This is a genomic window from Flavivirga eckloniae (assembly GCF_002886045.1).
Lineage (GTDB): Bacteria > Bacteroidota > Bacteroidia > Flavobacteriales > Flavobacteriaceae > Flavivirga > Flavivirga eckloniae.
The window spans coordinates 751,568-777,844 of record NZ_CP025791.1 but is presented as its reverse complement, the minus strand read 5'-3'; the positions used below and the strand labels follow the sequence as shown (position 1 = coordinate 777,844).

The window sequence follows — 26,277 nt, the reverse complement described above, 5'->3', positions numbered from 1 at the left end:
TAATTACTTTGTGTAATGGGGGTTTTATTTTTTGTAACGTTGTCTTATATTAGCAATCTATCGTAAAATTCCGCTCAACTCTATGGCTGCACAATCTAATTATACCGAAGATAATATACGTTCACTCGACTGGAAAGAACATATCCGTATGCGTCCTGGGATGTACATTGGTAAGTTGGGAGATGGATCGTCTCCAGATGATGGTATTTACATCTTGTTAAAAGAGGTTTTAGATAACTCTATTGATGAGTTCGTCATGGGGGCTGGAAAAACCATTGAGATATCTATACAAGGGACTAAGGTTACCGTTCGCGATTACGGACGTGGTATTCCTTTGGGTAAGGTGGTAGATGTGGTTTCTAAAATGAATACGGGAGGAAAGTACGACTCTAAGGCATTTAAAAAATCGGTAGGATTAAATGGGGTCGGTACAAAAGCTGTAAATGCCCTGTCTTCATTCTTTAGGGTAGAATCTACTCGCGATAGTAAATCGGCTTCAGCAGAATTCGAGAAAGGCTCTTTAATCAATAAAGATTTATTAGAGGATACGTCGAGAAGAAAAGGAACCAAGGTATCCTTTATTCCAGATGAAACGATTTTCAAAAACTATAAGTTTAGAAGTGAGTACATCGTTAAAATGTTAAAAAACTATGTGTACTTAAATCCAGGTTTAACCATAGTTTACAACGGCGAAAAGTATTTTAGTGAAAACGGATTAAAGGATTTATTAAGCGAAAATATTAATGAATCAGATAGATTATATCCAATTATTCACTTAAGAGGTGACGATATTGAAGTTGCTTTAACACATAGTAAAACTCAATATAGCGAAGAATATCATTCGTTTGTAAACGGACAAAATACCACTCAGGGAGGTACGCACTTAAATGCTTTTAGAGAAGCATTGGTTAAAACCATACGTGAGTTTTATGGTAAAAACTATGATGCTTCTGATATTAGAAAATCAGTAGTAAGTGCCATAGCTATTAAAGTTATGGAACCTGTCTTTGAAAGTCAGACCAAAACAAAATTAGGTTCTACCGATATGGGAGGCGATTTGCCTACCGTAAGAACCTATATAAATGATTTTGTAAAAACGCATTTAGATAATTTCCTGCATAAAAATCAAGATACGGCAGAAGCTGTTCAGCGCAAGATATTACAAGCAGAAAGAGAGCGTAAAGAACTTTCCGGTATTAGAAAATTAGCTAAAGACCGTGCTAAAAAAGCAAGTCTTCATAATAAAAAATTACGTGATTGTAGAGTTCATTTTGGAGATACTAAAAACGAACGTAATTTAGAAACAACACTTTTTATTACCGAGGGAGATTCGGCATCTGGAAGTATTACCAAATCCCGCGATGTTAATACACAAGCCGTTTTTAGTTTAAAAGGAAAACCGCTAAACTGTTACGGATTAAGTAAGAAAATTGTTTACGAAAACGAAGAGTTTAATCTGTTACAGGCAGCTTTAAATATAGAAGAATCCTTAGAGGATCTACGTTACAACAATGTTGTAATTGCGACTGATGCCGATGTAGATGGGATGCATATTCGATTGTTGTTAATTACATTTTTCCTTCAGTTTTTTCCTGAAGTTATAAAAGAAGGGCATTTATATATCTTACAAACGCCTTTGTTCCGTGTAAGGAATAAAAAAGAAACCATTTATTGCTATACAGACGAAGAGCGCGTAAATGCCATTCATAAATTAAAACCAAAACCAGAAATAACCCGATTTAAAGGATTGGGTGAAATATCGCCGGATGAGTTTAAGCATTTTATTGGCGACGATATTCGATTAGATCCTATCATGTTGGATGATAATATGTCTATTGAAGAATTACTCTCTTTCTATATGGGTAAAAATACACCAACACGACAAGAGTTTATTATAGACAATTTAAAAGTTGAACTGGACTTAATTGAAGAAGAAGCATAGTATGATTAAAGCACGATTAATAATAACTATAGCATCTGCAGTTTTATTGGTCGCGTGGCTTTTTAAAGTCGATTATAGTGATTTAAGTTACAAAAATAATAGCACTGCTTATCTGGGAATACTAATAATGATACTATTAGTCATTTTTGGAATTAGGCAATTAACGAAGAATAAGAAGTGAGATCCTCCTACTCAGAACTGATATAAAATATGACTGAAGACGACCCAAACGACGATTTAACAAACGAACAAGATGAGTCTCAAGAAACCATTACCCGGGTTACGGGCATGTATAAGGATTGGTTTCTGGATTATGCATCCTATGTTATTTTAGAACGTGCCGTACCGGCCATTGAAGACGGTTTTAAACCTGTACAACGACGTATCATGCATTCTATGAAAGATTTGGATGATGGACGTTACAACAAGGTGGCAAATATTGTAGGGCACACCATGCAGTACCACCCGCATGGAGATGCGAGTATTGCAGATGCGATGGTGCAAATTGGTCAGAAAGATTTATTAATAGATACCCAAGGAAACTGGGGGAATATTTTAACAGGAGATAGTGCCGCAGCATCCCGTTATATTGAAGCTCGTATTTCTAAATTTGGGTTGGATGTAGTCTATAACCCAAAAATTACTGAATGGCAAGCCAGTTATGATGGCAGACGTAAAGAGCCCGTAAACTTACCGGTAATGTTTCCGTTGCTATTGGCACAAGGAGGCGAGGGGATTGCCGTAGGATTATCAACAAAAATATTACCACATAATTTCATCGAACTTATAGATGCTTCAATAAAGCATTTACAAGGAAAGCGGTTTACCATAGTGCCGGACTTTCCAACTGCCGGAATTGCAGATTTTACCAATTATAATGATGGATTACGTGGTGGGAAAGTTCGCGTGCGAGCTAAAATTTCCCAGTTAAACAAGAATACACTTGTGATTACTGAGATTCCCTTTGGAACAACAACGTCGTCGCTTATAGATTCTATTTTAAAAGCTAACGATAAGGGGAAAATAAAGATTAAAAAGATTGAAGATAACACTGCTGCCGAAGTTGAAATTTTAGTGCACTTACCAGGAGGGTTATCACCAGATAAAACGATTGATGCGTTGTATGCATTTACAAGTTGTGAATCGTCTATTTCGCCTTTAGGTTGTGTTATTGAAGATAATAAACCTTTATTTGTTGGGGTGTCTGAAATGCTGCGTCGTTCTACAGATAATACTGTTCACTTGCTTAAAAGTGAGCTTGAAATTAGATTAGGAGAGCATGAAGAACAGTGGCACTTTGCAAGTTTGGAGCGTATTTTTATTGAAAACAGAATTTACCGCGAAATTGAGGAAGAGGAAACTTGGGAAGGTGTTATAAAGGCTATCGATAAAGGGCTGCAACCACATATTAAGCACTTAAAACGTGCCGTTACAGAAGATGATATTGTTAGGCTAACGGAGATTCGAATTAAACGTATATCGAAATTTGATATTGACAAAGCACAGCAGCGCATTGAAGCTTTAGAAGAGCAAATAGCTGAAATAAAACATCATTTAGAGAACCTTATCGAGTATGCGATTTCATACTTTAAAAGATTGAAGAAAGATTACGGAGAAGGAAGAGAGCGCAAAACAGAGATTCGTGTTTTTGATGATGTTGATGCCACCAAAGTGGTTATAAGAAATACAAAACTTTATGTAAATAGGGCAGAAGGTTTTATAGGTACATCGCTTCGTAAAGATGAATATGTTGGGGATTGTAGCGATATAGATGATATTATTGTATTTACCAAGGCCGGTAAAATGGTCGTTACCAAAGTAGATACAAAAACTTTTATAGGTAAAGATATTATGTATGTGGCCGTCTTTAAAAAGAAAGACAAGCGTACTATTTATAACTTGATTTATCGCGATGGAAAAAATGGGCCTTCATACATTAAAAGGTTCGCTGTTACTGGTGTAACAAGAGATAAAGAATACGACTTAACTAATGGGAATAAGGGCTCTACGGTACTTTATTTCTCTGCAAATCCTAACGGAGAAGCCGAAGTCGTTACTATATTGTTACGACAGGCTGGAAGTATCAAGAAGTTGAAATGGGATATTAATTTTGCCGATATACTTATAAAAGGTCGCGTATCTAAAGGAAATTTGGTTACTAAATATTCTATAAAACGCGTTGAGTTAAAAGAAAAAGGCGTTTCTACTTTAAAACCACGTAAAATATGGTTTGATGATTCCGTACAACGTTTAAATGTAGATGGTAGAGGCGAGTTAATTGGCGAATTTAGAGGCGAAGATAAGCTCCTAATTATCACACAATCCGGTATTATTAAAACGGTTACACCAGAAGTAACCATGCATTTTGATAGCGATATGATTGTTATGGAAAAATGGATTCCTAAAAAACCAGTATCGGCCATCTATTATAATGGAGAAAAGGAAATTTATTATGTAAAACGTTTCTTGATTGAAAATGAATCGAAAGTAGATTCGTTTATTTCAGACCATCCGGATTCTCAATTAGAAATTGTATCTACAGATTGGAGACCAATGGCAGAAGTTGTATTTGCTAAGGAACGCGGTAAAGACCGAAAAGCCAATTTGGAAGTTAACCTCGAAGAATTTATTGCTATTAAAGGGATAACTGCTTTAGGAAACCAGTTAACAAGAGATAAAATAAATCAGGTTAATCTATTAGATTCATTACCTTATGAAGCTCCTGAGGAAGTACATGCAGAGGATTTAGAAGTTGTTGATGAAACTGAGGTTAACCCAGAAGCTTCTTCAGATAATGATATTAAAGCATCGGAAGGAGACGATATAGATGGCGAAGGGCAAGGGACGTTGTTTTAAATAATTAATGTAAACTTGAAATGTAATCTAATGCGGCTACATTCTGAGTCGTCCTGAAAAATCGTTACAGTTTAAAATAACGTGAATCTTGGATAAGAGAATTTATGTCGGTGTGTGTCCCAGACTTGTTTCAGAACTATTTTTTTACTGTGACAGTGCTCTCCTCTTAAAATTAAAGCCGAGAAATGAATTTCGATTTTAATAAAAATTGGAAGAAAGAGGCGTTTTATTAAAAATAACAAACAAATATAACCCTCCGAATCCCGATCTCATCGGGATCCACCTCCCTTTTTAAAAGGGAGGAACACCTTGAATTCTTAAGCAAGATTCACGTTAAAATAGGATTAAAATTAAAAAAATAAAAACACTCAACAACCATGGTTGTTGAGTGTTTTTTTAAACTACAGTAAGTGTTTAGAATTATTGTTCTATAGTCGAATTCGTTACCGCTATCGGCGTATCGGCATGCATAGAAATACTAGGATAGACAGGGTACCATGAACCACCAATGTTATTTTGAATGGTTGAATTATCTATAATTATATTTCCTGAATGATCGTTACTAACAAAGAAAATTGATGATCCGTATGAGTTAACTTCGTTTTCTTCTATACGTGTTCCACGTACCGTTAAAGTCATGGTATTTCCGTCATTATAAATAGCACCACCACTACCACCGCCAGGTGTACCAGCTTCTGCCGGATTACCACCATTACCTATGGCTCTATTATGTGAAAAGTAGCTATTTATAATCGTCCACGATACACCGATACTGCTTATACCACCACCATTAGATCCTACGTTCCCATAACCTTCAGCACCGCCAAAAGTCGTATTTACAACATAGACAGGTTGGTCGTTGTATTGACTAAAAACACGAATAGCTGCGCCTCCAACATCAGGTCCGGTACTTTTGCAATGATTATTAAAAAAGCGAGAGTTTATCACTTTAAATCGTCCGCCACGAACCCAAATAGCACCGCCACCGGTATATTCGGTTTCCGAAGTTGAGTTGCCATCTGCAAAGGTGATGTTTTGTACAGTAAGTCTTGGATGATCTTGATTCTGGCAATGCTCTGTTGTCCATACTTGCTCTGGATCGCATGTATTCATATATAAAATACGCGAGTTTCCACCACCACTTAATGTAATTAATCCGCCTCCATCAATAATAACATCTGGGTTGGCGTTGTTAAACACTTTAGCAGGTTTGTCCATAATAATGGTATGCGGTTCAGAGCCGCAATCGAAAACTATTTTTCCTCCTTTAGCTACGGCGTCTACCACAGCTTCACAGGTACAGCTTTCTGGAGTGCCATCCCCAATAACGATATCTGGGGTTGAAACATCTTCTAAACCAGCTTCAACTGGTATAGCTGAGTTACCATCGGGATTTCCTGCTGCAGGGCCATTTTCAGGATTTTCAAGAGGATTATGAATTGATGTAAATATATCATCATTTTGCTTGGTGCAATTTTTAAGTATTAACACAAGAATTATAAGGCATATAATCTTGATGACTTTGTAGGTTAAGTTTCCCATCATAATATATGTTTTGAATACATATATACGACATTAATACTATTTTTAGATGCTATGGGTGTAAAGGCTTCATTTTGTATTTGTTACAGAGCGTTTTTTTAACTTTTCTAATTTGAAAAACAACTATGTGCGAATTTTATATTAGGAAAACAGCTTTAGCGAACAAATGTGCAGATTGCAGTATTTATTTGTTTCATAAGTGGTTACAAATTAGTTTGGCAGCGCTAACCAGAAAATATGTTAAAAAATTACGTTTTTTTAATTGCTTTTGTATTTGTTTTTCATTTTAGTAATGCTCAAATATTGCGAAAGCAAACCTTGGCAAGTCAAGGGTCTTCACATGTAGTTTACGCAAACAATAAAAGCTATTATATTATTGAGAGTATTGGTCAGGGTAGTGTTATCAATACCTTTGAAACCAATAATTATTCTTTACGACAAGGGTATCTGCAACCTGTTTCCGCTTCTATAATTGTTAACGGTTTTAATACGGATTTTAAAGCAGATATTTTCCCAAATCCGTTTTCTTCCAAGGTCCAAATACAATTTAAAGAGCCCGTTATTGATGTATTACTGGTTACGGTTAGGGATGTTTTAGGAAGAATCATTTTAGCACAGCGGTTTAACCCAATGCAGTCTATAGTTTTAGATTTAAAACATTTTAATACAGGGAGTTATTTGGTTCATGTAAGTATGCGATCTAAATTACTTAAATCAAAAATTATTAAACGTTAACATGAAGAGACAGTTACTAATTAGCCTCGTTCTAATATTTAGTATTTCAGGGTATAGTCAACAATTATATATGGAGTATGGTACGACGGTTTCGTCTTTTGATTATAAAAATTCGCAAGGTCAACCTTTGGATAATCTTTTATCTCAATCCAAATCCTATATCGGTATGGGTTACCGTCATAACATTAATGAGGCAAAAACATTGTTTTTGTCTTTAGGAGCTTCGTATTCCGGTTATGGTGCCATAGGTAGTGATAACAGATTGGATAATTATTTTGAGTGGGATGTTAATTATTTGGGAGTTAAGGCTGGTTTAGATATTCATTTGTTCCGATTGCGGGATTTCTCGTTCTTTTTTAAGGGTGCTATAGCTTCAGAGTTTTTAATTAGAGGGAATCAAACCATAAACAATCAAGTATATGATTTAGTTGGAGAGGACGAATTCAATAACAATATATTTTTTATAAAAGGCGGTTTAGGAATGCAATATCCCATTTCCAATAACACTGCCATTTTTGCAAATTATACTTACGGAAAAACGGTATTGCTCAATAGTGGCATTAGCGCAGAAAAATTAAACTTAAATGCTCATCAATTTGGGATTGGTTTTATTATTAATCTACCAAACTGCAATTGTGATTTTTAAATATAAGAACTCATGAAAAAACCATTTTTAACCCTCATATTAACTTTTTTTTATTTTTTAAGTTTTTCTCAAACAGATGGTATTACCTATCAAGCAGTAATTATTGATAATAATCCGCAGGAAATTCCGGGAGTAGATATACCGTCTAATAATTTACCAAATACAGATTTGCAGGTTAGGTTTACCATTATTGATGATGGTGGTAATGCCGAATATCAAGAAACACAAAGTACAACAACCGATCCTTATGGTATGATTAATTTGGTTATGGGAAAGGGGACACCTAATATTGGGGCATTTAATCAGGTTTATTGGAATAACTCGAAGTTTTTAAGGGTAGAAATAGATTTGAATAATGGGGATGGTATGGTAGAGTTTAGTTATCAGGAGCTTACCTATATTCCGTATGTGAGACATCGTGAAATTGTTGCCACATCTACTTTAGATGTTGATGGAGCTACAAATTTAAATAACAATTTAACCGTAAATAATCAAAGCCCTACTTACTTAACAGGAGACTTAACAGTGGACGGTTTAGTGGCTTTTGATGGGCCTTTGGAAGTTGGTGGCGACACACAATTATATGCAGATTTAACAGTAGAAGGCATTACAAATTTAAACAACTCATTAAATGTTAATAATGGTGCCACAACCAATCTTTCTGGAGATTTATCTGTGGATGGAACGTCTACATTTCAAGATGGTGTTTTTCGAAATATTACAGTAAACCAAAGCTCAAATTTAAATGGCCAGGTAACTATTGATGCTTCCCTTACTGGTGGACAAACCAGTACTGCTGCTTACCCGTTAGTTGTACGTGGGAGCGATCAAGGTGTTATTATTCAGGTAAACGCAGGTAGAAATACGGGGAAAAACTTTGTGACTTTTAGGGATGATTTTGGTATTCATGGCGCAATAGAAGGACAAACCTTAAGTGAACTGCACAGTAGTTTTAGATTTATTTGGGATGAAGCTATGGCAGGGTTAGAGCAGGCTTTTACTTTAGCAGAACAAATTGCTTGTGGCACCCAGCTAGATGTTGCTGAAGCTGGGGTTATGTTGGTAAACAATTTTGTTTTGGGTGCCAAATGGATTGAGTTAACTGTAGCTGCAGAAAATAATGTTGGTGTGTCGTATGAATCTGGTGGGGCCGATTATGCGGAATGGTTGGAAAAAGAAAATCATGCCGAAACTTTTGCTAAAGGTGATATCGTAGGGGTAAAGGGCGGTAAGATTAGTAAGACTATAAATGATGCCCATCATATCATGGTTATTTCTACAAACCCTATTGTGTTGGGGAATATGGTAAAAGGGAATGAAAACCATTTTGAAAAGGTAGCCTTTTTAGGTCAAGTACCTGTTCGGGTTGTTGGTAAAGTGAATGTAGGAGACTATATTTTACCTTCTGGAAATAATGATGGTACAGGAATAGCGGTATCGCCCGGTAATATGAAGATTACAGATTATCAGTCTATTTTAGGAGTTGCCTGGGAGGCTTCAAGGAATGAAACGTTTGGTTATATAAACGTGGCTATTGGTATTAATACGAATGATATTGCTTTAAAAGTGTTACAGCAAGACAAAGAAATAAAGGACATAAAAAATAAATTAGATCTTATCTTAAAAAAGCTAAATGGCGAAACTGTTGAGGAGGATCTTAATACAGATAAAACTTTGATTACTACTAAGGATAAATTGTCCGACAAATCAATGAGCTCAATTAAATTAACCGATGCGGAATTAGAAAAGTGGCTTACTAAGTATGGCTATATTTTTGAACTCTCTATGAATCAGTTAAAAGAGAATTTTAAAAATAGAAATGTTGATTTAAAGCAATTTCCAGAAGTTGAAGCAATTGTGAATAACCCAATAGGAACGATTAGGAAAATGAATTCTGGTGAGTATTTGCCAACCTTGTGGAAATCGTTTGGGAAACGATACCCTAATACGTTTAAAAAGGAATAGTGGTTGTCATTCCTGCGGCATGTGCTGAACTAGTTTCAGTAAGGCAGGAATCTGCTTAATATTATAATTGTCGCAATTAAAAATAATGTTTCATAAAATAATTTCGATGATGAGCAACTTTTAAATCAGCTCGTTAAAAAGTATGACGTTAGTCTTAAGCTAAAAGATAAATTAGTGTTGGAGTGTCATGCTGAGCTTGTCGAAGCACAGTCTTGTTTGGAACGAAGTTTTATTACGTATACATATTTAGGGATAGTCTCAACGGAAAAAAGAAGTACTTATTAATGAAAATTGGAAAGATTTGGTTAAGTTTTCTAAAAATTATACTGAATATGACCATCCTGATAATCGATAAATGTCCTCGACAAGCTCAGACTGACATGGTAGATACTAATTGTCAGAAAAACTAAATTTGAATTTAAAGTAACATGAATCTTGGATAAGAGAATTTATGTTGTTGTGTGTCCCAGACTTGTTTCAGAACTATTTTTTTACTGTCACAGTGCTCTCCTCTTTAAATTAAAGCCGAGAAATGAATTTCGATTTTGATAAAAATAGGAAGAAAGAGGAGTTTTATTAAAAATAACAAACAAATATAACCCTCCGAATCCCGATCTCATCGGGATCCACCTCCCTTTTTAAAAGGGAGGAACACCTTGAATTCTTAAGCAAGATTCACGTTAAAGTAACCTATTTTGTAAAGCTTAAAACTTTTATAATGTGTAACTCACGTAAATTTAAATAAGCAAAGAGGTTTCAAAAGTAAGTAAATCAACTTTTGAAACCTCTTTTAAAAAGGTAACGGTTAAATGCTATGCCTTTTTTGTTTCTTTACTTGTTTTCCTGTTTTCTTTAGCCTTTTTTAACTGCTTTTGTATTTTCTTAATAGCAGATTCTATAGATTTTTCGGGTTCTATTATATTGTATACACCCCAAAATTTAGGATCGGAAAAACCAGAAGTGGCGTCAACTAAAATGGTAGTTGGACGTAACATCTTTTTTCTAGGTCTTTGAATGTCCGCATCCGTAATTCTCCAATCTGTAATTGCCATTTCGCTGTTTAACGTGTAAACGTTATTAAACAGTCTTCTTTTCCAATTAACTTTAAAGGTTAACGAAATATTACTGTATGCGTATTGCCATTTGCCATTTTTAGTTCTGTAATTTACTCTGTAGGTGGCTTCTGTTGGATATACGATAGCAGATCCAGGCTTTTTACGCACATACATTTCACTTGTTGCTTTTTTGTTTTCAACATTTAAACTGTACACGGCATTTGTGAGCGCTAAAGTTTTAGCATCAATATAAAGCTTACCATAGTACAAAGGCGTTTCCACATGTGGTTTCTGTCTAAATTTAATAACATAAATTAGATCGTCATCTATTTGAGTAGATTTTCCAAAACTAAAATTGTAAAGCGGGATGTCCTCTTTTGTAAAAATATATTCTGGATATTTTATTATATCCGTATATAGATTGCTAAAAGGCCCTCCTTGCAATTTCACAGCAAGCGTATCAAGCTTTGTATAATCTGTTTTTTTTCTGGATTTAACGAGTTCTATAGCATCTTTTTTATAGTTGTTATAAGGACGCTTATGTATTTTTACTACGGCTTCAGATAGAGATGCGTTTCTTCTTCTTTTTTTAATAGTTTCTCTGTAAAAAGCCGTCATTAACGTACTATTATCGTTATATACTAAGCTTTTATTTTTTAGAGTGGCCTCCAGAAGTGTTTTGGCATCTTTATAAGTGTCAATTTCAACAGTGGATAATTCCGTAATAGCAGGAGTTAGTGCTATTTTTAGTTTTTTATCTATAGTCGAAATTTTAATTTCTTTTTTCTCATAACCTAGGTATGAAACAATTAAAATACCGTCTAATAAGTCTTGCGGTATTTTTAAAAGGAATTCCCCATCGGTGTTGGTTACGGTGCTAATATTGGAATTAGCAATAATTAGATCTGAGAAAACTAAAGGATCATTGGTTTTTTGGTCAATAACTTTTCCCTTAATTTCTTTTATAGCTTTTGCATCTTGTGCATTAACAGCAGAAAAGCAAAAAAACATAAGGATAAGTAGACCTTTTAATGTTAGGCGGGTAGTACTTTTCATGATAAATGAATTTAATCTCATTAAGTTACAAAAAAAATGAACGAATAATACTTTTGTCGATTGATTTTTAACACTTTATTCGTTAAGTTGATGGATTATATGTTTTTATGTATGTAAATACTTTCAAATTTTGAATTGAGAGGAATATTTATAATTCTTCTTGTGTTTTTTGAAATTCCTCTGTATTTAATACTATAACTGGGTAGTCGTAATTATTTTAAGTTTTTGTACAATTGGGAGTCGCTTAATATTTCTTGTGTTATTTTTTTAGCTTCTTCATTGGTTACATCAACTTGCTTTTTTTGTGGATCGAGCCATCGAATCAACGTATCGTTTTTAAAATAAAATCTGTTTTCAGTCTTTTTCGTATCGGATGCTTTAAAATCATCGGCCCATTTAGGTTTTAGATAATTAACTTTTGTTTTAAAGACAAAAAACAAGGCATTATTCCAAAAGTAATATTCGGAGATTAAATCTTCATTTGCACCTTCAAACGTTACAACTGCCTTCTTTAAATCGGTTCCTTCGTAATATCTATCTAGGTTTGCGATAGCTAATTGATGGATGCTTGCGCCTTCGAAAGCATAGTTGTTTGGGTTGATGTCTTTAGAGATATTAATATCCTTGTTTTCTTTTTTTGAATAGTTAGCAATAGAGGAGTTTATATCGCCAAATTGTTTTTTAATTACCAGAATGGCTTCTGGAATTGAATTTTCTTTTGACGTTTCTTGTGCTTTTAACTTTTCGGTTTGGTTGCTCTCATTTGGCGATTCATTCTCCTTTTGAATATTCTCTGATACCTTATTATTGCTAGCAGGAGTACTATTATCTTTTTTATTATTACAGGATATAATAAGCAGTATTAATCCTAAAAAGTAGATGTGGTTGTATTTCATGGTATTTTTTAATGTATTAAGTTTTATATGAGATTTGTTGCAGGCAATATGCAAAATTTTCTGGTATTATTTGCTATAACCGTGTTAGGGTTTTTAATATTCAGCTTCATAGCCATGACCATTTTCACCATAAAATATTAGCCATTTTGAGATGGCGTATAGTAAATGAATTTTGCTTTCAATGTGATCGTAATGATGGCCTGGCGGCGTTTTTTGATCTTTCAAGTATTCAAGATCGTGTTTCCTGGCGATTTTATTGGTAGCTTTCATTAACCTATGTCCGTAGTCTAATGTTTCGTCTGCCAATTTTGATTTCCAGGCTTCATTTACGAGTTTTTCTCCTATTAGATCAATACAGTCTTTTAAATACTCTCCCCGAAAAATATTTCTATCTCCTATACCACAATACTCAGGGTCTGGAACGCCATCTTGTTCTTTTGCTAATTCAATAACGTAAAGCCCTTTGTTTTGGTTTATGTAGCTTTTTATTGGTGGTTTTTCATCTAACAGGTCGTATTGTTTCATTATCCAGATATTGGCATTCTTATCCGTACCAACTCTAGGGGCTTTTATGGTTTCGTAAGATTTAATTCCCATAGCAAGCCATTCTTTAAATAATTTATCTCTTGTTGTATGCTTTTTACCTAAAAGCCTTTTTATTAGTGGTGGTTTGGGGAAATTGTCTTCAATAAGTAGTTTGTGAATTTCTGTATACCTGTCTTCAAATCCCGGTTTGGGCTTATCAAGGGGAATCATGTCTAGTCCCATATTATTAATGTAGGTTAATATTATATTTTTTTAACGCTCACCAAAATTGGGTTTGGTTAAAAAAACTAAACGGTTTTTAATTCGGACATTGCATAAAATTAACAAAGAAATTAGTGCATTGATGTGTTAATTTCTTACCTGCAAATCTAGCGGATTTTGGATAAAATAAAAACTGTTTTTAGGAATAAGAAATAAGGCCGGACTATAAGACTAGAAACTCTTTTTCAATATGATTTTATATCATAGTAACTAAAATACTCCAATTTTTATCTAAAGTCTGAGAAAGACATCTCATAATCAACATTAAATGTTATTTGTGAAAAAGAAAAACTAATGTTTAAAACCACCAGACTTAATACTAATTTTAATGTCATATGAGTTTTAACCATGTTATAAATAATGTTTATAGTGTTGTTTTTCTTTTCCACATATATGTTGTTTCGGTGATAAATATTTTAATTATTTGTCTCGTTTAAATCATTATCGGTAAGTGTTTTCATAAAAGCAATTAAATCGTTTTGCTCGTCTTGGGTTAAGTTTAACGGATCTGGTGGTAATGTTTGCAGTTCTGCATTAATACCTATTCCTGCACCGCCGCCTCTGTTATAAAAATCAACGATTTCTTCTAAGGTATTATAGACACCATTATGCATATAAGGACCGGTTTTTTCGATGTTTCTTATAGTTGGTGTTTTAAAAAAATGTTTTCGTTCTGGTGTTTTGTAGGTATAGTACCTGCCTAGATCTTCGCTTATAGTAGCGTTAATGGTATCGTTTTTTTGAGGGACACCAATTAACTCCATTTCTGTTTCTTTATATTCTGGTGGAATGGTACCGTTAAAAACTGGTGCAAAATGACAAGTAGCACATTGTGCTTTTCCAGTAAATAAGTTGAATCCTTTTATTTCGTTGTCTGTTAGCGTATTTTCCTGGTTGTTGATATTACGATCGAATTTAGAATTAAACGCACTTAACGTTCTTACGTAGGATGCTATAGAGTGTCTTATATTAAAATCGTCTCTTTTATTGTTGTATAAGGAATCTAACAAGCGTTTGTATTCTGGATTTTTTCGCACCCGAACGATAATAGAATCCATAGTCATATTAAACTCGTTATGGTTATTTACAACACCAACAATTTGACCTTCTAAACTGCCTGTACGGGCATCATGAAAATAAGCTTGTTGATAGGTTGCATAGGTTAGAGTAGGAGAGTTTCTTGTTTGTCTGTCGTCAAAAACACGTCTGCCATCTGTAAAGGCTTTTTCTTTTATATGACAGGTCGCACAAGCCATGTCATGATTCTTAGAAAGATTAACATCATTAAACAGTGTTTTACCAAAAGCTATCTTTGAAGCTAGATTCGTAGTGTCGCTTTTATAGTCGGTAAAGTAATCTGCATTTAAAGTTTCGGCAGAGAATAAAGAGATGATATTATTCGATAATGCCAATTGAAAGGGAAACGCAACCTGCCAATCTTTTTGCATACTAACCAGAAGTTTTAATTGTGTGTTAATATGATCTTTTATAAATACATATCTATCAAAACTATCAAAATCATGGTTTAAAACTTGTTTAGCTTCAGCTATAGCCTTTAAAATATTTTGATAGAGTGCTTCAGACTGAAATTTATCTTTAGATAGTGTAATGATTTTTTCCAGTGTTGTATAGGCGTACTGACTTTCTTGTAATGATTGGCTTAATACCGGCGAATCATATCCTGTAATGCCTGTTGTAGCGATGCGTGCTATTTCGTTTCGCAGCAACCAAATAATATGGTGGTCTTTAAAATCGATGTGTATATTCTTTTTTATCAGTTTTAATCGGCTATTGGTAATAGAAATAGTTTCTTTGATTTTTAAGGAATCTATTTGGGGTTCATGCAATAATTCTTCAATAACTTGAAAACCAAAAGGATTTCTAATTTTTATATCGGTTGGGTCTTCTTCATGAATTTGAAGAATATTAGGGGCATTTAAGGATTTATAGTTGTCTTTATCTATAAATGACAATATGGGCTCTATAGATTTAAAATGTAATCTGGCTTTTTTATAATTTTCAATATTATCATGAGTATTTTTTAGTAATGCTAATGAATCAAGAGCATTAATACAATGGCTTAACTCTGTTGTGTATAAGTTTTCTATTTGTTCGCTTATTGATACTGGTTTTGTGTTTGCTACTTCTTTTTTACAAGCAGTTCCTGTTAAAAGCAAAAGACATATACTAAAAGTATATGCCTTAGCTCTTATTAAAAATAAGATGTTATTCATGTATATTCTATTATCTGTCTAAACCTGTAATAACGTGTAAAACGGAACCTTCTTTTCTAGAGTTGTGAGCAGAGTTCGCTTTAACGTCTGTAAAAGCAGATCCGTCTGCTGGTTCCCAACCGTGATTTTGAGTAATTAATAAGAATGTGTTCGTACCGTTGTTTACAGTTTCTGTAACATCGATCATTCCTGTGATCTCCCACATTCTTGAAGTAGTACCATAGCCTTGATTAGCCGCAGCATCTTGATCGCATTCTAAAACTGTTTTTAAATCACCAGTCATTAAGTTGTATTGGTATAATTTAGCATAACCAGTAATGTCTGCATTTAAAGAGGCGTATCCGTTAGGGTCTTCTTGAATGTATGCATAGTTTTCTGTTACTAAAATATTATCAGGAGAGTGGAAACCATCTGCTTTACCACCGTCTTTGTCACCATCTAGTACACAAGTAATTTTAGCAGCACCAGTTGGGTCTGTATCGTTTAATACGACTCTGTAAATTCTACCTAATAAAGATCCTTTACCTACTAAGTCTGTTTTATTACGACCAGTTACAGCAAAGTATATTTCTCTTTGGTTTGCAGCAGAACCTCTTCTCCAATCGATATCTTCTAATCTAGAGAATCCCATAACGTTTTTAGCTTTACATTCTGCATCTAGTAAGCCAATTTCAGTTTCGTTTAATTCAACAAAATCGGCATCATATTCTACACCCTCAACCATGTCAACTTCAAAGTCAATTCCGGCAGAAGTAACTCTTAAACCATATAATTTTCCTCTGTTAAAATCGCCACGATCTCCAACATACATACCTAACTGACCAGAAGGCACGGAATTATCTGAGTGGTCATCGCCAATAAACGCAACAGTTTTATCTGAGTAAGCATCTTTACCGATTACAACAGCATTTTCTGTAGACCATTGCCCTAATTTATGAAGCATGATGGCGTTACTAGCATTATCTGGAGATTTGTATGGGTTAGTTGCAAAAACACCTTTAGAGGCACCTCCCCATTCTCCGCCAGACAGGTATAATGGGCCAAAACCATGTTCTTCAGGAGTTATTAAAGACCCAGAACATTGTGCAGTAAAAGCAGTAGCGTGAGCGTTTAAGATATATTCACCGTGAAATGGTTTTAAATCTTTATTTAATTTAATTCTGGCAATAGAATAATCTGCTTCAATATTATTTATTAAAGTAAAAGTGTCGTCATTCTCAGCCAATAAACCAGCGCCATCTGCCATAGAACCGTAAACGAAATCTGGAGTTCCTTCTATTTTATCTTCAGATGATAATATTGGTGTTACGGTAATTGAAGAAAACGCGCCATCGATTTTTAATAAGTTAGGAGTTTTCGAAGCTGTTAAAGGAGGAAACTCGGCAGGTGTATAATTGTCACCATCTTTTCCGTCTTTACCGTCTACGCCATCTACACCGTCTTTTCCATCTTTACCGTCTTCTATATCACAACTAATTACCGTTAAGCCAGTAGTTGTTACAACTGTTAATAATAATAAAAGTTTAAATAATTTTTTCATGATTTTTGATTAGTATATTTTAGATTAATTATTGTGCTTCCAAAATTATTATTAGAGAACTTAATGTTTGTTATAGGATTAATGTTGTTACATCAATTTAAGGTTACTATTAAGTTAATAAGGTTACAGAAACATTAATAGAAATGAGTTAATGTTATGCTGTGATTAAGAACCTAATTAATTGTAATGCTTTTAAACGTTAATAAGACTCAGGTAAAAACTCGAATTAAGGGGTAAACTCTTAACGAATTTTTTAGAATTTCGAAATTCAATATCTGTATCTTTACATTTCTAAATTTTCAATATTATTTATGCCATCAGACTGTATCTCATTTAAAAAAACAGGCTATTTTTCATCGTTAATTTGTGATTATCTTGAAGAAAAGCCGGAGTTAAATGCGTTTTATCATCATTTTCCTAAGCTTGAAAATTTTGAAAATCAGATAAAAGAAAAAAGCTTATCCTTCCAAAAAGAATCCAGGGATATTCTGGTTAATAGTTTAAGGGAACAATACAACGGTATTGCTATATCTGATATAACACGCCAGAATATTGAAGATTTACAAAAAGAGCATACGTATACCATTACTACGGGTCACCAACTTAACTTATTTACCGGACCATTATATTTTTTATATAAAATAGTTTCTGCTATTAATCTTTCAAAAGCCTTAAAAGCAGCTTACCCGAAATACAATTTTGTTCCGGTTTATTGGATGGCAACCGAAGATCATGACTTCGACGAGATTAATTACTTCAATTTTAAAGGAAAGAAAGTACAGTGGAACAGGGACGCTAAAGGAGCTGTTGGAGAACTACCGTTAGATGGTTTAGATGCTGTACTTAATTTATACTCGAAAGAGTTAGGAGCGAGTAAAAATGCCGATTATTTAAGGGATTTATTTAATAACGCTTACCTAAATCATGATAATTTAGCAGATGCTACGCGTTATCTTGCTAACGAACTTTTTAAAGATTATGGTTTAGTTATTATAGATGCCAATGCAGCAAACTTAAAAAAACAATTTGCACCCTTTGTAGAAGGTGAATTGTTTAATCAAACATCGTTTAAGTCTGTTCAGGAAACAAACAAGGAACTTTCAAAAGCATATAATATTCAGGTAAATCCGCGTGAGATTAATTTATTCTATTTAAAAAAGAACTTACGGGAACGTATTGTGTTTGAAGATAGTGTGTATAAGGTGTTGAATACCGAAATTAGTTGGAGCAAGGAAGCCATACAAAAGGAGGTTTTAGAGTATCCGGAGAGGTTCTCGCCAAATGTAATTATGCGTCCTTTGTATCAGGAAGTTATATTGCCTAATCTATGTTATATTGGAGGAGGGGGAGAACTGGCCTATTGGTTTCAATTAAAGCAATCTTTTAAGGCTGTTAATGTGCCGTTCCCAATATTACTATTGCGTAATTCTGTTTTGATTAAAACAAAACAGCAAACGGACAAATTAAAAAAATTGAATATCTCTGATGAAGATATCTTTTTAAAACGAGACACTTTCATTAATAAAAAGGTAAGGGAAATATCGAATATTAATATCGACTTTTCGCCTCAAAAAACTCATTTAGAAGATCAGTTTAAGGATTTGTTCAAGCTAGCAGAACTAACAGATAAGTCTTTTATAGGAGCTGTAAAAGCACAGGAAATAAAACAGCTAAAAGGCTTAGAGGCTTTAGAGAAACGATTGCTTAAAGCTCAAAAGAAAACGTTGGCAGATCAAGTTTCCAGAATGACCGAATTGCAGGAGCAATTGTTCCCCAGCCAAAGTTTGCAAGAGCGAAATACTAACTTCTCCCAGTTTTACCTGGAATATGGCGCCAAACTTATTCCAAATCTTATTGAGAACCTGGAGCCTTTAAAAGGCGAATTCACAATATTAACGCTATAAAAATCATATCAATATATAATATAATTGAGCTGTTAGTATTAAATTTACAAACAAACTAACCTGTAACAAATGCATAAGATAGATATTGAATTGGTTGAAATGACAATGGACGTCATGAAGTATGCTATAGATAGAATTTCTGCAACCAAAAGTAAGATAGGAAAACCCAAAAGCGAAGCTAAACTTAAAGAGCTCGTAGGAGAAACAATCACAGACAAAGGTATTGGCGGAGAGTATGCTTTTAATTTATGGAAAAAGCACTTGATGAAAGCAAATGTACCAATAGATCATCCTAGGCATTTGGCTTTTGTTCCCGCATCACCAACCAGAGCATCAATTATGTTCGATTTGGTAACGTCGGCTTCTAGTATTCATGGTGCTTATTGGATGGAGGGTGCTGGTGGTATTTTTTGCGAAAATGAGGCCATGAAATGGATTGTATCGTTAACAGGATTACCAGAAGGTGCATTTGGAGTTTTTACCAGTGGTGGTACGGCGGCCAATCTTTCTGCAATGGTTACGGCTAGAGAACACTGGAGGGAAAACGATGTTTTTAAAAGGGAAAAAGGACTTATAATTACCTCTATAGGGGCACACTCTTCAATTAAAGCTATGGCTAAGGTTATTGATGTGGATGTGTTGTTGGTAGATACAGAGGAAAGGTTGCTAGGAATAGAATTGGAAAAAACGATTAAAGGTTTAACCGAGAGTCAGCGTAAACGATTATTCTCTGTGGTAGCAACTGGTGGTACAACGAATGCCGGTATTATTGATGATTTAGAAGGTATAGCCAATATTTGTAAAAAAGAAAACTTATGGTTTCATGTTGATGCTGCTTACGGTGGTGGTGCTTTAGCTGCCGATTCTGTTAAACATTTATTTAATGGTATAGAAAAAGCAGACAGTATTACGATCGACCCGCATAAGTGGATGTTTTCGCCTTACGATTGTGGCGCCGTTATTTATAAAAACCCGGAATTGGCTAAAAAGGCACATGCTCAAGAAGGGTCGTATCTCGATATTTTTAAGGACGAAGGAGCCGATGGTTTCAATCCAACCGACTACCAAATACAATTAACACGCCGGGTAAGAGGTTTGCCTTTATGGTTTTCGTTGGCAACTCACGGAACAGATAGGTACAAAGAGGCTGTAGAACGTGGTATAGAACTGGCTCAAATGGCCGGGAAAATGATAACGGAAAGTCCTTATTTGGAACTGGTTAGAGAACCAAGTTTGTCTTGCGTACTGTATAGAAGAATAGGTTGGAAACCAGAAGATTATACCAAGTGGACTTATAAAAACCACAGAGAAGGTTTTGCGTTGGTAACTCCCACAAAATGGAGAACAGGGGATAGTTATGAGACCGTTTCGAGGTTCTGCTTTATTAATCCTGATACGACTGGGAAAGATATCGAGATGATTTTGGATTCTATGGAATAAAAATTTAAAAAAAATCGATAATCATAATTCGTCATTCTAAAATCAATTATTACTTTTGCGCATGCAACATGACAAGGTACTAATTTTAGACTTCGGATCGCAATATACACAGCTTATTGCCCGTCGAGTTAGGGAACTCAACATTTATTCCGAAATACATCCATTTAACAAGATTCCAGCAAATTTAGAGGAGTATAAAGCCGTTATACTTTCCGGTAGCCCGTATTCTGTAAGAGGAGAGGAAGCGTTACATCCGGATTTATCTCAAATACGTGGTGAAAAACCCCTTTTAGCAGTATGTTATGGGGCACAGTATTTGGCACATTTTTCTGGTGGAGAAGTAGCTCCTTCAAACACTAGGGAATATGGTCGTGCTAATCTATCGTTCATTAAAACCGGCGAACAATTTTTTGAAAATGTAGAACAAGGCAGTCAGGTTTGGATGAGTCATAGCGATACCATTAAACTATTGCCAACAGGAGGAAGTTTGATAGCTAGTACGCATGATGTTGAAAATGCAGCATTTAAAATTGAAGGCGAATTAACTTATGCCATTCAGTTTCACCCGGAGGTATATCATTCAACCGACGGAAAACAAATTTTAGAAAACTTTTTAGTAAAAATAGCTGGTCTTAATCAAGACTGGACGCCAGATTCTTTTGTTGAAGAAACAGTTGAAGCTATTCAGGAAAAAGTAGGAAACGGTAAAGTTGTATTGGGACTTTCTGGAGGTGTAGATTCTACAGTAGCAGCAGTTTTATTAAATAAAGCTATTGGTAAAAATCTGTATTGCATCTTTGTAAACAATGGTTTGCTTCGTAAAAATGAATTCGAAAAAGTTTTAAACCAGTACGAAGGTATGGGGCTTAACGTAAAAGGTGTTGATGCTTCGCAACGTTTTCTGGATGCTTTAGCAGGAATAGAAGATCCAGAGCAAAAACGTAAAGCTATTGGAAATGCCTTTATTGAAGTATTTGATGACGAGGCTCATAAATTAGAAGATGTAAAATGGTTGGCCCAGGGTACTATTTATCCAGATGTTATTGAAAGTGTTTCGGCAAATGGCGGACCTTCTGCAACCATAAAGAGTCATCATAATGTTGGGGGATTACCAGATTTTATGAAGCTTAAAATAGTAGAGCCTTTAAGAGCTATCTTTAAAGATGAAGTTAGACGTGTAGGTGCTACTTTGGGAATAGATCCGGAACTTTTAGGACGTCATCCATTTCCAGGACCAGGGCTTGGAATTCGTATTTTAGGCGATATAACAGCAGAAAAAGTTCGTATTTTACAAGAGGTTGATGCTATTTTTATTAATGGTTTAAAGGAATGGAACCTGTACGACAAAGTTTGGCAGGCTGGTGCTATGTTGCTTCCTGTAAATAGTGTTGGTGTTATGGGAGACGAACGTACATACGAAAAATGTGTAGCATTAAGAGCTGTAGAAAGTACGGATGGCATGACGGCAGATTGGGTAAATTTACCTTATGAGTTTCTACAAAAAACATCAAACGATATAATAAATAAGGTAAAAGGCGTTAATAGAGTAGTTTACGATATTAGCTCGAAACCACCAGCGACCATTGAGTGGGAATAATGGGGTGAGTGTTTTTTAGATTATTTTGTATCATATTATGTTAAGAATAATTTAAAATATTTAAGACGCTATTATTAAGTTTGGATGTTACAATATTTATAGATTATATTTATTTTTTGAAATCATCTAGGTTATTACGAATAGCCGTATATAATAAGTGAGTTCGATAATATACTCTTGGGGATTATATTTTCTTTTTGGCATGCTATATGTATAATTTAAAAGAAGGATTGTTTGTCCTGAGTAAATTAATGGGGCATTAAGCTTTTATTACAATTAAAAAAACAAACTACATGAACAAATTCTTTTTCGTTTTATGTCTAGTACTAGTATTTAGTTTTAGTACAGTTCAGGCCCAAAATTATAGCACTCATAAAGTGAAGGAAGGAGAAACAATTGAAAGTATTGCTGAAAAATACTTAGTAAAGCCTTCAGATATTTATGCTCTAAATCCAGATGCTAAAAAGGAGTTGAGAATTAATTCAGTTTTAATCATTCCCAAATCAAAAGCAGCAGAACCTCCTAAAATAACTGTGATTAGAGAATTAGATGGGTTTAAAAAACATAGAACTAAAAAAAGACAAACGCTTTTCAGCTTATCACAGCAATATAATATTAGCATAGAGGATATTAAAAAGCATAACAAGTTTTTGTATGCAGAACCTCTACGAAAAGGAGATAAGCTTCGAATTCCAATATATAAGGAAATCGAAGTTGAAGAAGAAGATAAACTTACAAAAGAGTATACCGTACTTCCAAAAGAAGGCAAATGGCGCATAGCTTATAAATTTGGTATAACAGTTGCCGAACTCGAAGAACTTAACCCAGATATGGGAGAGGTGTTGCAAGAGGGGCAAATACTAAAGGTGCCAAATATTGGAGATGAAGAAGAAGCACAAGTAGATGAAACGTATAGTTATTACAAAGTATTACCAAAAGAAGGATTTTACAGGTTAAAGATTAAATTAGGATTAGAACAGGAAGAGCTGGAAGCCTTAAACCCTATTTTAAAAGAGGGCGGACTAAAGGCAGGTATGATATTAAAAGTACCTTATTCTAATTACGCAGATGGTACTACAGGATTAGGTTTGGAAAGAATCAATTTGGTTGATAGTATTATCGATTTTAATACAAAACACATAGCAATTATGCTGCCTTTTAGGCTTAATCGTGTTGATTTCGATTCTTTACCAGATGCCAGAAAAAGTATTGAAAAAGATCCGTATTTAGATGCGTCGTTAGATTTTCATTCGGGTGTTTTAATGGCCGTAGATTCTTTAAAAACCTTAGGTATTTCTTTAAAAGTAGATGTATACGATACTAAAAATGAACTAAGTCGCGTAAAGGATATCATTAAAGAAAATGACTTCGAAAATATAGATGCTGTTATAGGACCGTTAACCCCAGGTAATTTTGAAGAAGCTGCCTCGGAATTACGAAAGTTTAATACGCCTATTATATCTCCTATTGGAACAAAATTAAAGTTGTACGACAATGTGTTTCAATCCAGACCATCTAACGATTTGTTAAAAACCAGAGTTGTAAATTTTGTAAAATCAGATACCTTGCTCAGTAATATTATTGTTATTTCTGATGCTAAGCATAAAGAGGTTTCAGATGATATAAAGCGAGAGTTTAACCGAGCAAAACAAATACAATCCAGAAAGGATAAAGAGGACAAGGATATGTATTTTGTTACGAGAGATGATATACAAAGTGAGTTAAAGCCAGGTAAAAATATTGTGTTTTTAGAAACGCAAGATGCAGGCTTTGTTTCTAGTGTGACGAGTATTTTGGCGGCATCAATTCAAAAGGAAAACGTCCTTGAAGGAAAAGAAGCCATAGATATTGTATTGGTTACTACCAATAGTAATTCGGCTTTTGAAGGGGATGAAGTAGACAATACGCATTTATCTGATTTACAATTTCATTTTGCTACCATGTCTAGGACTTATAACGAAAACGACAATAATGCCTTTGTGAAAAAATATGCCGACGTTTACAATGTTACGCCTAACAATAGAGCGGTTAAAGGTTTCGACTTAACTATGGATGTTGTGCTGCGTTTAGTATCTGCAGAAAACCTTTATATGTCTGTTAAAAAGGCACCACTTACCGAATACGTAGAAAATAAGTTTGCCTACAAAAAGAAACTTTTTGGTGGTTATTATAATAACACGGTGTATTTGGTGAAGTATGACGATTTAACCATCGTTGAGGTTAAACAATAAAGCATTCATACCGTACGTTTTTATCGTGACATAAGTCATTGCAAAGAAGTGTCGGAGTGCAGTCGAAGACAAACGACTGCCGTATTTGTTGATTAAATAACCGACATTATTTATTCGCCATGACGATTTTAATATTACTAAACCCTGTGATTAGAACTTTTCTTATTTTATGTTGCTTTCTTTGTATTCAGCAGGATGAATCAGTCATGTCTTGGAATGAATCGTATAAGCTAACTTGGTCGGATTTTAAAGGGCCACCAAATAAAAACACAAGTGCTGTAGCTGTAACGGCATCTGGTATTACGTTTGGATTTTCCGTAAGTAAAACAGACGATCGGGTAGTGGGCTATACCTCCGAAGTACATGCTCATTTTTATCCAGAAAAATCATGGTATAAAAAGGATGAGGCCGATTTACATGTTTTAGGACACGAACAACTGCATTTTAATATTACCGAATTACATGCGCGTAAGTTTAGACAACGTATAGATCAAGTTAAAGTATCTAACAGTGTACGCAGTCAATTAAAACAACTTCACAATACCATTAATAAAGAGCTTTCACAGATGCAAAATACGTATGATTCGGAAACCAATTATTCCAGAAATGTTGAGGCTCAAGCAAAATGGGAAGCTTATATTGCTGTTGAATTAAAGAAACTATCCAAATACAAATCGGTAGATTAAAATATGCTTCCAGACAAACAATTCCTTATAGATTTAGCGCATACTAAAATGCCTTATGGTAAATACAAAGATCGCTATTTAATAGATTTACCCGAGCATTATGTGGTTTGGTATCATAGCAAAGGATTTCCTAAAGGAAAATTAGGTGATATGCTCACTCAAGTTTACGATTTAAAAATGAATGGACTGGAGGACTTGATTCGGAATATTCAGAGGCAGTATCCTAAGTAGTGCCATTTCTCTTCAGATAATATGATATCGGTTACTCCAAATTTATTTAATCCGATTTAATAACACTCCAGCGATTTTTGTAAAGCCCATCATAAATTGCCATAGCGGTATTTCCTGGTTTTATTACCAAATCACCATCGGTAGAAAATCTATTGGCGGCAACAGATGTTGAATTGGTATGGGATAAAATTTTTAAATCCGTTGCACTTTCATTATAAATATAAATGACTCTTCCATGTGCTCCATTAGTTATCCCTCCTAATTCAGCTCCAGAATGTACAATTCTAAAAATATTGGAATTGAAATTGCTGGTAGCAAGTAAAAAATCTACATCTTCGTTAGTGCCGGAAGGAGACGGTAAACTAATACTCGCAAAATCATATTCATGCAGGTTAGAAATCAAAGGAACCCATCTGGTGCCTTTCCAATAATAAAATCCGGGTTGTACATCGTTAACGGTTACTGTATTGTAAACCAGTGTCCCATTTACCAAAGCTCCAGAGGCCGGATTGGTTATTGGTAATTCTTGAGTTGTTAAAACTAACGCCACACGAGGAATTAGTATACCTTGCGTGGTACTGCTTACATCTAAAATTGCATTTGGATTGATAGTATTTATTCCTACTTGAGAGAAAGACACACTAGAAATTAATAAAATTGAGAGAGTTAAGTATTTCATTTCTATGGGTTTATGAATAGTAAACATAAAAAAAAAGAATACTTTTAAATAAAAAAAGAATGAAAAAAAGAGTATTTACTGAAAAACTGTAGCTGAAATACTAAGTACTTATATTTTTTGTAAGAGTATTCGATTGCTGTATTGGGTATTTAATAAAAATTTATAAAACCATTTTAAGTACCTAAATTTAGCATTAATGAATTTCGTTGCTTTTTCACATAACCTAAATGTTGTT

18 protein-coding genes are annotated in these 26,277 nt (G+C 34.3%); 11 read left to right on the top strand and 7 right to left on the bottom strand.

Going from position 1 to position 26,277, the window contains the following annotated elements; translation table 11 throughout:
* Nucleotides 1–82: 82 nt before the first annotated feature.
* Both C1H87_RS03225 and C1H87_RS03215 read left to right on the top strand, forming a co-directional pair.
* A complete protein-coding gene (locus C1H87_RS03225; protein WP_102754437.1) occupies nucleotides 83–1,942 on the top strand; it encodes a DNA topoisomerase IV subunit B in 1,860 nt (619 codons plus the stop codon).
* A gap of 210 nt (nucleotides 1,943–2,152) precedes the next feature.
* Nucleotides 2,153–4,798: a DNA gyrase/topoisomerase IV subunit A gene (locus C1H87_RS03215; RefSeq protein WP_102754435.1), complete on the top strand. Its 2,646-nt coding sequence runs from the start codon at nucleotides 2,153–2,155 to the stop codon at nucleotides 4,796–4,798.
* A 420-nt stretch (nucleotides 4,799–5,218) separates the two neighbouring features.
* Here C1H87_RS03215 and C1H87_RS03210 read toward each other — a convergent pair whose 3' ends face one another.
* A complete protein-coding gene (locus C1H87_RS03210; protein ID WP_199769326.1) occupies nucleotides 5,219–6,343 on the bottom strand; it encodes a hypothetical protein in 1,125 nt (374 codons plus the stop codon).
* 234 nt (nucleotides 6,344–6,577) lie between these two features.
* On the opposite strand from C1H87_RS03210, the gene C1H87_RS03205 reads away from it, so the two are divergent.
* The 3 genes from C1H87_RS03205 to C1H87_RS03195 are packed head-to-tail and all read left to right on the top strand — an operon-like array spanning nucleotide 6,578 to nucleotide 9,686.
* Nucleotides 6,578–7,075: a T9SS type A sorting domain-containing protein gene (locus tag C1H87_RS03205; RefSeq protein ID WP_102754434.1), complete on the top strand. Its 498-nt coding sequence runs from the start codon at nucleotides 6,578–6,580 to the stop codon at nucleotides 7,073–7,075.
* 1 nt (nucleotide 7,076) lies between these two features.
* Nucleotides 7,077–7,721, top strand: a complete 645-nt coding sequence (locus C1H87_RS03200; RefSeq protein ID WP_102754433.1) for an outer membrane beta-barrel protein — start codon at nucleotides 7,077–7,079, stop codon at nucleotides 7,719–7,721.
* 12 nt (nucleotides 7,722–7,733) lie between these two features.
* Nucleotides 7,734–9,686: a hypothetical protein gene (locus C1H87_RS03195; protein ID WP_102754432.1), complete on the top strand. Its 1,953-nt coding sequence runs from the start codon at nucleotides 7,734–7,736 to the stop codon at nucleotides 9,684–9,686.
* 812 nt (nucleotides 9,687–10,498) lie between these two features.
* Here C1H87_RS03195 and C1H87_RS03190 read toward each other — a convergent pair.
* From C1H87_RS03190 to C1H87_RS03170, 5 genes are all read right to left on the bottom strand, one after another.
* On the bottom strand, nucleotides 10,499–11,797 hold the full coding sequence (locus C1H87_RS03190; protein ID WP_102754431.1) for a carboxypeptidase-like regulatory domain-containing protein: 1,299 nt from the start codon (nucleotides 11,795–11,797) through the stop codon (nucleotides 10,499–10,501).
* 212 nt (nucleotides 11,798–12,009) lie between these two features.
* A complete protein-coding gene (locus C1H87_RS03185; RefSeq protein ID WP_158655109.1) occupies nucleotides 12,010–12,693 on the bottom strand; it encodes a hypothetical protein in 684 nt (227 codons plus the stop codon).
* Between the two features lie 93 nt (nucleotides 12,694–12,786).
* On the bottom strand, nucleotides 12,787–13,461 hold the full coding sequence (locus tag C1H87_RS03180) for a hypothetical protein (RefSeq protein ID WP_102754429.1): 675 nt from the start codon (nucleotides 13,459–13,461) through the stop codon (nucleotides 12,787–12,789).
* 455 nt (nucleotides 13,462–13,916) lie between these two features.
* A complete protein-coding gene (locus tag C1H87_RS03175; RefSeq protein WP_102754428.1) occupies nucleotides 13,917–15,734 on the bottom strand; it encodes a cytochrome-c peroxidase in 1,818 nt (605 codons plus the stop codon).
* Nucleotides 15,735–15,744: 10 nt separating this feature from the next.
* Complete coding sequence (locus tag C1H87_RS03170; protein WP_102754427.1) at nucleotides 15,745–17,274, bottom strand: PhoX family protein; 1,530 nt, start codon at nucleotides 17,272–17,274, stop codon at nucleotides 15,745–15,747.
* A 311-nt stretch (nucleotides 17,275–17,585) separates the two neighbouring features.
* Here C1H87_RS03170 and bshC point away from each other — a divergent pair, with 311 nt between their 5' ends.
* The 6 genes from bshC (at nucleotide 17,586) to C1H87_RS03140 (ending at nucleotide 25,363) form a co-directional block, all read left to right on the top strand.
* Nucleotides 17,586–19,178, top strand: coding sequence for a bacillithiol biosynthesis cysteine-adding enzyme BshC (gene bshC, locus C1H87_RS03165; RefSeq protein ID WP_102754426.1), 1,593 nt, complete (start codon nucleotides 17,586–17,588; stop codon nucleotides 19,176–19,178).
* 69 nt (nucleotides 19,179–19,247) lie between these two features.
* A complete protein-coding gene (locus tag C1H87_RS03160) occupies nucleotides 19,248–20,618 on the top strand; it encodes a pyridoxal phosphate-dependent decarboxylase family protein (RefSeq protein WP_102754425.1) in 1,371 nt (456 codons plus the stop codon).
* A gap of 61 nt (nucleotides 20,619–20,679) precedes the next feature.
* Nucleotides 20,680–22,215 (top strand): glutamine-hydrolyzing GMP synthase, encoded by a 1,536-nt coding sequence (gene guaA / locus C1H87_RS03155; RefSeq protein WP_102754424.1) that lies wholly within the window; start codon nucleotides 20,680–20,682, stop codon nucleotides 22,213–22,215.
* A gap of 293 nt (nucleotides 22,216–22,508) precedes the next feature.
* Nucleotides 22,509–24,446 carry a LysM peptidoglycan-binding domain-containing protein gene (locus C1H87_RS03150; RefSeq protein ID WP_102754423.1) on the top strand — a complete coding sequence of 646 codons (1,938 nt, stop codon included), beginning with the start codon at nucleotides 22,509–22,511 and terminating at the stop codon, nucleotides 24,444–24,446.
* A 206-nt stretch (nucleotides 24,447–24,652) separates the two neighbouring features.
* Nucleotides 24,653–25,132 (top strand): DUF922 domain-containing protein, encoded by a 480-nt coding sequence (locus tag C1H87_RS03145; RefSeq protein WP_233783321.1) that lies wholly within the window; start codon nucleotides 24,653–24,655, stop codon nucleotides 25,130–25,132.
* Nucleotides 25,133–25,135: 3 nt separating this feature from the next.
* On the top strand, nucleotides 25,136–25,363 hold the full coding sequence (locus C1H87_RS03140; RefSeq protein ID WP_102754422.1) for a DUF3820 family protein: 228 nt from the start codon (nucleotides 25,136–25,138) through the stop codon (nucleotides 25,361–25,363).
* A gap of 46 nt (nucleotides 25,364–25,409) precedes the next feature.
* On the opposite strand, the gene C1H87_RS03135 is transcribed toward C1H87_RS03140, so the two are convergent.
* Nucleotides 25,410–26,042 (bottom strand): hypothetical protein, encoded by a 633-nt coding sequence (locus C1H87_RS03135; RefSeq protein ID WP_158655107.1) that lies wholly within the window; start codon nucleotides 26,040–26,042, stop codon nucleotides 25,410–25,412.
* Nucleotides 26,043–26,277 lie beyond the last annotated feature (235 nt).

What these genes read in the sequence shown, in the direction of transcription:
- C1H87_RS03225 (WP_102754437.1), top strand. Translation starts at nt 83, where the DNA reads ATGGCTGCACAATCTAATTATACCGAAGATAATATACGTTCACTCGAC.
- C1H87_RS03215 (WP_102754435.1), top strand. Translation starts at nt 2,153, where the DNA reads ATGACTGAAGACGACCCAAACGACGATTTAACAAACGAACAAGATGAG.
- C1H87_RS03210 (WP_199769326.1), bottom strand. Translation starts at nt 6,343, where the DNA reads ATGATGGGAAACTTAACCTACAAAGTCATCAAGATTATATGCCTTATA.
- C1H87_RS03205 (WP_102754434.1), top strand. Translation starts at nt 6,578, where the DNA reads ATGTTAAAAAATTACGTTTTTTTAATTGCTTTTGTATTTGTTTTTCAT.
- C1H87_RS03200 (WP_102754433.1), top strand. Translation starts at nt 7,077, where the DNA reads ATGAAGAGACAGTTACTAATTAGCCTCGTTCTAATATTTAGTATTTCA.
- C1H87_RS03195 (WP_102754432.1), top strand. Translation starts at nt 7,734, where the DNA reads ATGAAAAAACCATTTTTAACCCTCATATTAACTTTTTTTTATTTTTTA.
- C1H87_RS03190 (WP_102754431.1), bottom strand. Translation starts at nt 11,797, where the DNA reads ATGAAAAGTACTACCCGCCTAACATTAAAAGGTCTACTTATCCTTATG.
- C1H87_RS03185 (WP_158655109.1), bottom strand. Translation starts at nt 12,693, where the DNA reads ATGAAATACAACCACATCTACTTTTTAGGATTAATACTGCTTATTATA.
- C1H87_RS03180 (WP_102754429.1), bottom strand. Translation starts at nt 13,461, where the DNA reads ATGGGACTAGACATGATTCCCCTTGATAAGCCCAAACCGGGATTTGAA.
- C1H87_RS03175 (WP_102754428.1), bottom strand. Translation starts at nt 15,734, where the DNA reads ATGAATAACATCTTATTTTTAATAAGAGCTAAGGCATATACTTTTAGT.
- C1H87_RS03170 (WP_102754427.1), bottom strand. Translation starts at nt 17,274, where the DNA reads ATGAAAAAATTATTTAAACTTTTATTATTATTAACAGTTGTAACAACT.
- bshC (WP_102754426.1), top strand. Translation starts at nt 17,586, where the DNA reads ATGCCATCAGACTGTATCTCATTTAAAAAAACAGGCTATTTTTCATCG.
- C1H87_RS03160 (WP_102754425.1), top strand. Translation starts at nt 19,248, where the DNA reads ATGCATAAGATAGATATTGAATTGGTTGAAATGACAATGGACGTCATG.
- guaA (WP_102754424.1), top strand. Translation starts at nt 20,680, where the DNA reads ATGCAACATGACAAGGTACTAATTTTAGACTTCGGATCGCAATATACA.
- C1H87_RS03150 (WP_102754423.1), top strand. Translation starts at nt 22,509, where the DNA reads ATGAACAAATTCTTTTTCGTTTTATGTCTAGTACTAGTATTTAGTTTT.
- C1H87_RS03145 (WP_233783321.1), top strand. Translation starts at nt 24,653, where the DNA reads ATGTCTTGGAATGAATCGTATAAGCTAACTTGGTCGGATTTTAAAGGG.
- C1H87_RS03140 (WP_102754422.1), top strand. Translation starts at nt 25,136, where the DNA reads ATGCTTCCAGACAAACAATTCCTTATAGATTTAGCGCATACTAAAATG.
- C1H87_RS03135 (WP_158655107.1), bottom strand. Translation starts at nt 26,042, where the DNA reads ATGAAATACTTAACTCTCTCAATTTTATTAATTTCTAGTGTGTCTTTC.